General features: G+C 54.3%; 8 protein-coding genes and 1 pseudogene. 7 read left to right on the top strand and 2 right to left on the bottom strand.

Features of this window, described 5'->3' with window-relative positions:
• The 4 genes from ABYV26_RS16785 to ABYV26_RS16800 all read left to right on the top strand — a co-directional run.
• On the top strand, nucleotides 1-833 hold an 833-nt coding region (locus ABYV26_RS16785), incomplete at its 5' end, for a hypothetical protein (RefSeq protein WP_372682508.1).
• Between the two features lie 51 nt (nucleotides 834-884).
• The gene (locus ABYV26_RS16790; RefSeq protein ID WP_372682509.1) at nucleotides 885-2,510 is read left to right on the top strand and encodes an FAD-binding protein; all 1,626 of its coding nucleotides are present in this window, start codon (nucleotides 885-887) and stop codon (nucleotides 2,508-2,510) included.
• A gap of 340 nt (nucleotides 2,511-2,850) precedes the next feature.
• Nucleotides 2,851-3,288, top strand: a complete 438-nt coding sequence (locus ABYV26_RS16795) for an NUDIX hydrolase (protein ID WP_372682510.1) — start codon at nucleotides 2,851-2,853, stop codon at nucleotides 3,286-3,288.
• 241 nt (nucleotides 3,289-3,529) lie between these two features.
• Nucleotides 3,530-4,402: a histidinol-phosphatase gene (locus ABYV26_RS16800; protein ID WP_372682511.1), complete on the top strand. Its 873-nt coding sequence runs from the start codon at nucleotides 3,530-3,532 to the stop codon at nucleotides 4,400-4,402.
• 12 nt (nucleotides 4,403-4,414) lie between these two features.
• On the opposite strand, the gene ABYV26_RS16805 is transcribed toward ABYV26_RS16800, so the two are convergent.
• The gene (locus ABYV26_RS16805; RefSeq protein ID WP_372682512.1) at nucleotides 4,415-4,717 is read right to left on the bottom strand and encodes a hypothetical protein; all 303 of its coding nucleotides are present in this window, start codon (nucleotides 4,715-4,717) and stop codon (nucleotides 4,415-4,417) included.
• Between the two features lie 407 nt (nucleotides 4,718-5,124).
• Between ABYV26_RS16805 and ABYV26_RS16810 the strand changes: the two genes are divergently transcribed.
• The 3 genes from ABYV26_RS16810 to ABYV26_RS16820 all read left to right on the top strand — a co-directional run bounded on the left by ABYV26_RS16810 (nucleotide 5,125) and on the right by ABYV26_RS16820 (nucleotide 7,094).
• Complete coding sequence (locus ABYV26_RS16810) at nucleotides 5,125-5,691, top strand: YcbK family protein (protein WP_372682513.1); 567 nt, start codon at nucleotides 5,125-5,127, stop codon at nucleotides 5,689-5,691.
• A gap of 428 nt (nucleotides 5,692-6,119) precedes the next feature.
• Complete coding sequence (locus tag ABYV26_RS16815; protein WP_372682514.1) at nucleotides 6,120-6,470, top strand: hypothetical protein; 351 nt, start codon at nucleotides 6,120-6,122, stop codon at nucleotides 6,468-6,470.
• Nucleotides 6,471-6,890: 420 nt separating this feature from the next.
• A complete protein-coding gene (locus ABYV26_RS16820; protein ID WP_372682515.1) occupies nucleotides 6,891-7,094 on the top strand; it encodes a cold-shock protein in 204 nt (67 codons plus the stop codon).
• 108 nt (nucleotides 7,095-7,202) lie between these two features.
• On the opposite strand, the pseudogene ABYV26_RS16825 reads toward ABYV26_RS16820, so the two are convergent.
• Nucleotides 7,203-7,350: pseudogene (locus tag ABYV26_RS16825) on the bottom strand (glutamate dehydrogenase); the annotation flags it as partial.

The following is a 7,350-nucleotide window of genomic DNA, read 5'->3' on the forward strand; positions in this document are numbered from 1 at the left end:
AGTTTGAACCCAGAACCCAGAACGCTGAACCCGGAACCCAGAACCCGAAAACGGAGCACCCATTGCACATCATCGTCTGCATCAAATCCGTGGTCATCGAGGCCCCCCGGGGAAAGATTGTCCGTACAGCCGACAAATGCGCCCTCAATCCCTTTGACCGGCCGGCACTGGAAGTGGCCCTTCAATTGAAGGAAAAGCACGGGGGGTCGGTAACCGTCCTGAGCATGGGACCGCCCACCGCCGAGACGACCCTGCGGGAAGCGCTGGCCGCCGGGGCCGATCGCGCCGTTCTGCTATGTGATCCAGTATTGGCCGGATCAGACACCCTGGCCACATCAACCGCGTTGTGTGCCGGTGTACATAGCTTGGCGCCTTTCGACCTGCTGCTGTTCGGCACACGGACCTCAGACAGCGACACCGGCCAGGTTGGCCCCCAGACCGCCGTGCTGCTGGATCTCCCCACGGTAACCGGCGCCGTAAAAATCGATGGTGACCTTGACTGTCTCGCCGTGGAACGCAAGGTGGACGGGTTCCTGGAAATATACGAAGTGAGCCTACCCGCGGCACTCACCATCCACCCGACCGCTGCTGCACAACGGGATCCGGCACTGGGCGACCTTGCCGTTGCTTTCGATGAAATGCCAGTGGAGACCGTTTCCATCAGGCAGGTGGGGATCGATCCATCGCTGGTGGGCGAGGCCGGCTCACCCACGCGAGTGCTGTCCATGAAACCGATACAAAAGAACAGAGCCTGCCGATGGATCGAGGGGCCGCCGGCGGCGCAGGCCGATGCCCTGGTCCGAGAACTAGTGGATGCGGGGCTGATCGGATAAATAGACTGTTTCCCCATGGATCTATATACGGAGAATGTACGAGCGAGAACCATGAACCACACGACAACCAACGAGATCTGGGTATTTGGCGACCTTCGGACCCGCCAGCTGCTGGACTGGAGCCTCAAGGTGCTGGTCAAGGCGGCGGACCTGGCCGGAAAAACAGGAGACCGGGTTGTCATGTTCTCGCTGCCTTCGGGGAAAACCCATCTGCAGGCAGTCTCACAAGACGACGCGTGCGCCATCCAGGGAACCGTTGAAGATGAAGCCATCGCCTGGGGCGCGGATAAGGTTTGTCTGTTCGAGAACGATCGTTTTTCCTCGCCAACCCCTCATATTTTTGCTGACGCCCTGACGCCGGTGTTCAAGGAACGATCTCCCCGGCTGGTGTTATTTCCCCTCACCGACTTCGGCCGGGACTTGGCCGCCCGAACCGCAGCAGCTGCACGGGCCGGACTGATGGCGGATTGCGTGGAACTCAGGCCGGGGAAAGATGGATCAGTTGTGGGCCTTTGTCCAGCCTGGGGCGGGGAGATCATGGCCGAAATCACCTATGCCCCAGGCCATGGAACCGGTTTTGCCACCGTGCAGCCCCACGGCGCAACCGGTAAAAAGGATACGACACGAATGGGCCGGGTCGAACGGGCGGCACTGCCGGACATCCCCGAATCAAAAGGGATCCGGCTGGTTTCCAGCCGGCCGGCGCCCCAAAGCGACAACGATATCGAAAACGCCCGCACCGTGGTAGTGGGTGGTGCCGGGCTAGGCAGCATGGAAAACTTCGGGCAGGTGCGTCAACTGGCCGCCGCCGTTGCCGGACAAGTCGCCGCTACACGGCCTCCGGTGTTGAGCCACTGGGTCGCCGAGGAAAGACTCATCGGTCAGACGGGAAAAACCGTAATGCCCAACCTGCTGATTTCCGTGGGCACCTCGGGTGCCGTGCAGTACACCGCCGGCATCATGGCCTCGGGAACGATCGTGGCCATCAACCGGGATCCCTCCGCTCCCATTTTCAGGATAGCGGACATCGGCGTGGTTGCCGATGCTGTGACATTTCTGCCTTTGCTGACCTCACGGACCAGGCAAGCAGTCATGCGCCGATTGGCCGATGACATCTGCACGGACCTACCGGAGCAATTGGGAAAAATCGGTTTTGGAGAAAAAATCAGGGCGCTTCGCGAAACCCAGGGCTGGTCCAAGGAACACCTGGCCGAGGTCACCGGCCAGACGCCGGAGTTCATTGCCGATGTGGAATCCGGTGAAATCGCTCCACCGGTGGCATTTATTCTTCGGCTTTCCTGCGCCTACGGCGTGGATCCAGGCACCTTCCTGCGAGATGAGGAAAAAGAACGTATTCGGGATCAGCGGACCCAGGCGTACGTCAACCGCACCCGCAACTATTCCTATGAAACGCTGACATCCGGGGCCGAGAACGACCACCTGCGGGCCTTCATGGTCACCATCGAACCCCACCACGATCACAAGCCGGTGGCCTACAAGCATGATGGTGAAGAATTCATCTTCGTCATGGAAGGCAAATTGGAATTTACCCTGGGCAGCAAGGTGCATATTTTGAAGAAAGGCGAATCCATCCATTTCCACTCCAATACCCCTCACAAGCTTAAGAGCCTGTCCGCCGAGGTGACCCGGTGCCTGGTGATTCTTTACACAATATGAAAGAAGCAAATCACAATGGCCAAAAAACAAATAACAAACCTCAAAGCCAAAATTCCAAACTTTTGTTGGTAGTTGACCTTGTTTGAGATTTAGAAATTGGAATTTGTTTGGAAATTGAGATTTTGAGTTTGCGATTTTTCTGGGTTTGAACGCTGAACCCTAAACGCAGAACCCGGAACCCAGAACCCAACTTTTGTTGGTTTTTGACCTTGTTTGAAATTTAAAAGTTGGAATTTGGAATTTGTTTGGAAATTGTGATTTGAAGTTTTTTATTTTTCTGAGTTTGAACCCAGAACCGGAACCCAGAACCCAAAACGCTGAACCCAGAACCCCTGAACCCATGAACCCAGAAATTAGACCCTACATCGGAGTTGCCGTCATCGTTATCCGGGATGGACGGGTGCTCCTGGGAAAGCGAAGGAATGCCCACGGTGCGGGCACCTGGCAGTTTCCCGGCGGCCACCTCGAATTCGGCGAATCCATCGAAGCCTGCGCCCGGCGCGAACTGTTTGAAGAGACCGGGCTGTCCATCATCGATCTGCGCATGGGTCCCTTCACCAACGATGTCTTCGAAGACGAGAATAAGCATTATGTCACGCTTTTCGTGGTTGCCGACCAGACGAGCGGCGACGCCCGGGTAAAAGAACCGGACAAGTGCGAACGCTGGGGCTGGTACCGATGGTCGGAAATGCCGCAACCCCATTTCCTCCCCATCGCCAACCTGCTCAGGCAAGGTTTCAACATTGCCGGCGGTGACCCCGAACCATGCTGCGACTAGCCATCCAGCGGTTTTCCGATACGCGCCGCCGGGTGTTTATCAACGAAATTTTTTTGTTAGTGTCCGTTCAGAAATGGTAGGTTGTGGTTCAGATCAAGGCCGCCGGGTTATTAAAACCGCGGGCATAGCTGGGACTACGTCGAGGATTTAAATATCGCGAGAACGCAGAACTGGGCCACAAAATGCCATTTCTGGATGGACGCTGTTATCGGACAGATGCACAACAAAAAGGAGCAATTGAATGAACGTCCCACCACCGGTCTCAGTTCACGGGGGCCACAGCGGCCAGTTCTGCGGCCACGCCAAGGACACCCTCGAGGAGATTGTTCTGGCTTACATCGATCATCGGTATCCCTGGGTGGGCATCACCGAGCACATGCCACCGGTATCGGATGCCTTTGTCTACCCTGAAGAGAAAACCGCCGGATTTGACGCCGGAACGCTCAAGGAGCGATTTACCGGCTACATGACCACCTGCCGGCGCCTTCAGGCAAAATATGCGGCTGACATCCGGATCTATGTCGGGTTCGAAACGGAAGACTGCGGCGGCAGCCTCGACTTTGCCAAAGCCTTGATCGACAGCTTTTCACCCGATTATGTAGTGGGCTCCGTCCACCATGTCAAAGACATCCCCTTTGACTACAGCAAAGCCCGCTACCAGGAGGCGGCCGATCGCTGCGGCGGGCTGGATGGATTGTACGCCGCCTATTTCGACCAGCAGTACGAAATGATTCGGACGCTCGTACCCCGCGTGGTAGGTCACCTGGATATCGTTCGGATATTTGATCCTGATTACCGCGCTCGATTGATCAAACCAATGATCTGGGAGAAAATCCTCAGGAATCTGAAACTGATCAAGCAGTTGAACCTGATCCTGGACTTTAACCTGCGTCCACTGTCAAGGGGTGAGGAGGAGCCCTACCTGTCGGCACCCGTTTTGAAAAAAGCCGCTGAATGGGGCATCGACATCGTTCCAGGCGATGATTCCCACGGGGTGGACACCATCGGTACCCACATGCAGAGCGCCATCACCATGTTGACGGAAGCCGGGGTGCGCATGGACTGGCAAAAACCCGTCGACGAACCGCATTCGCCTATGTTCGTCAGCAGATGAGGGATTGTAAAGTCATTCGTCGTCCGAGGTGATCCTTTTAAAAACGGCGTCCTGAGGCTCAGAACTCCCTTCCTCGTCGAATGGCAGGGCCAGGAGCTTCGCCTCCGGCTGTCCGGCCGGTATATTGATTTCGGGAAAGAGCTCACTGTTTTCCTCCACCCCGGTCGACTCAAAGGGGTCTAAAAAAGATCGATTCCTGATCGTCCGTCTGTCCGCGCGGCGCCGTCGTTCCGGCTGATGGTTCTCAGCGGGTATCCAGCGCCGGTCGAGTCCGGTTCTGCGGGTCGTTGGGTTGATGGGCTTATTTTTTTTCATCATCGGTCCTGATGCATGCTTGACAAGTCGCATTTCCGACGGGTTCGTGTGCGCCTCGCCCGGACCGTTGCAATAGTTACGATTAACTGAACACGGCTCGCCGGCTCCCGGATCCGGGTGAGGGTTGAATATTTGATCCAATTATCGGCTGAATCGGCCGGAACTTTATTTTTCGTGCACGGATCAGACCCCATATATTGCCAGGCGCGGACCATCTGTATTCGCTGTAACCCCCTTGACAGCCAGACTATTTTTCCTTAATGTTTTCTAAGCAATTTTTCCCAACGACCGAATAAGCTTTATATGTGCCAACCATCACGGTACCGTTTTGCGCTGGACAAGATTGGCGCCATCACGACCCGCTAACCGGCGAGAAACGGACTATATATAGATTTCAAGGAATATTGATGATGAACGACATCTCATCTTACACCACTGACCGAAGAACCTTTTTGAAAGTGGGGGCATCGGCGATCATGACCACCGTCTTCGCACACCCGGTATTGGCTGCGCTCGATCCCACAAACCATGAACCCCACATATTGTCTTTCTATAATATTCACACCGGGGAGACCCTCAAGACCTGCTACCGGTCGCGGGGGAAGCTGATCCATCGTGCAGTGAACCGGATCAGTCATATCATGAGGGATCACCGCACCGGAGAGATCAAACCGGTTGATCCGAAGCTTTTGGATTTGCTTCATCGCATCGTAATGGAGGAAAAGCCGCGCTCCCCGCTCAGCATCATCTCCGGTTACCGCTCCCCGAGCACGAATGAGGCGTTGAGAAAAGTCACGGCAGGCGTCGCTCCGAAAAGCCTGCACATGGAGGGCCGTGCCATCGACATCCGAATCCCCGGCTGTCAGACTGCCGCACTTCGAAAAATAGCTTTAAACCTCCGGTGCGGTGGTGTCGGCTACTATCCCGACTCGGATTTCATTCATCTGGACACCGGACCGATTAAGGCCTGGTAGTACCGATTTCCTGCCTGCCAACGTGTGACGTGTGTGATCTTTTCGCTGTAACGGACTGTCGTTCTCTTAACACAATACAGAGGAACCATTGCTTAACAGATCATTTTTCAGTGATATTCTGGGAGCTTGACATTTTTCCAACGATCCACTATGCTCATCTCATTATGCGTTTCAGCGCCTGCACCTCCTATTCTCAGGAGACTTTCAGGCAGCTTTATATTACCTGCGGTTATTCAAGGTCCGCATCGACCACATCGACTGAGGATTGACCGATATTAAGCAGGCTATCGAGTAATGAAAAATCAACCGAGTTGCTGCTCACCTGCGTCTTCAAGCCGTTGATCGGCCGGGCAGCGTCTCGACCTTTCCTAAATATATCACGTAAGAAGAACGCAATTGCACATCCCATCAAATGGAGGACTCCGGTTATGAAAAAAATTACCAAAGATCTAAAAACCGTCGCCCGGCAGTTAAATACCCTGGCCAAGAAAACCGAAGCCATGGCAAACGCGTTTGAAAACAAATCACCCGCAGCGGCCCCGAAGAAAAAAGCGGTACCTGCTGCCAAAAAAAAGGCCTCACCGAAGGGAAAAACCCTCACCCCCACGGATCAAGTGCTCACTATCATGAAACGATTTAAAAAAGGAATCTCCGTGGAGGCCTTGAGAGGAAAGTCGGGCTTTACCGAAAAGCAGATCAGCAATATCGTTCATCGCGCCTGCAAAAAAGGCAAAATGAAACGAGCAGGACGCGGCATTTACTCTGTATACGGTTTGTAGTGAAAAGATGCCGGGTATGAAGGGCGGTCCAATCGGACCGGTTGCAATAGGTCTACAACAGCCTTTGAGACCTGGCATATGCTTCAACGATATGGCGCGTTGTGAACCAAGGCGATCGTTATCTTCTCTTTAATCGATCTGTTATCGTAGGTTCCATCAATCGTGTGACGACCGGTTTGCCGGTCGGATGGTCTTGCACATGGGAGGTGCGCACCGCTACCCAGGTGATGAAAAATGTCATGCGCGCAGGCAAGACAGGTCAACATTGGCGGAAAAATGCATGTAAAGCATGACAACCGAGTATGATAGCCGACGGACCGTGCGGTCCTCTAAACGCAATGATTTTTCAACACCCAGGTAAACGGCGGCAGCCAACATTCAAGACCGATATGTTTACTATTTTTTAAGGAGGCTGCAGAAATGGCAAACGGTGTTGTAAAATGGTTCAGTGACAAAAAGGGGTTTGGTTTCATCGAACAGGAAGATGGTCAGGGTGACATTTTCGTTCATTTTTCCTCCATTCAGGCGGAGGGATTCAAAACCCTTGCGGAAGGAGATCGGGTGACCTTCGAAGTCGAGAAAACCGACCGTGGCCCCGCTGCCGCCAATGTGGTAAGAGTTTAGCCAACCGGTATAAGCATGAATAAAAAACGGCATCCTTTACCATCGGATGCCGTTTTTTTTCGATCCCCTCTTTGAAAGGCGGCATTTACTCCTAACCGACAAAAGCCATCATACCACGCCCTGGTCGATCATGGCATCCACCACCTTGACGAAACCGGCGATGTTGGCCCCGTTCATGTAATTGCCCGGCGTGCCGTACTGCTCGGCCGCATTCAAACAGGTCTGGTGGATGCTCTTCATGATCATCTGCAGCCGG

The sequence above is a fragment of the Desulfosarcina sp. genome, from assembly GCF_041551955.1.
GTDB lineage: Bacteria > Desulfobacterota > Desulfobacteria > Desulfobacterales > Desulfosarcinaceae > Desulfosarcina.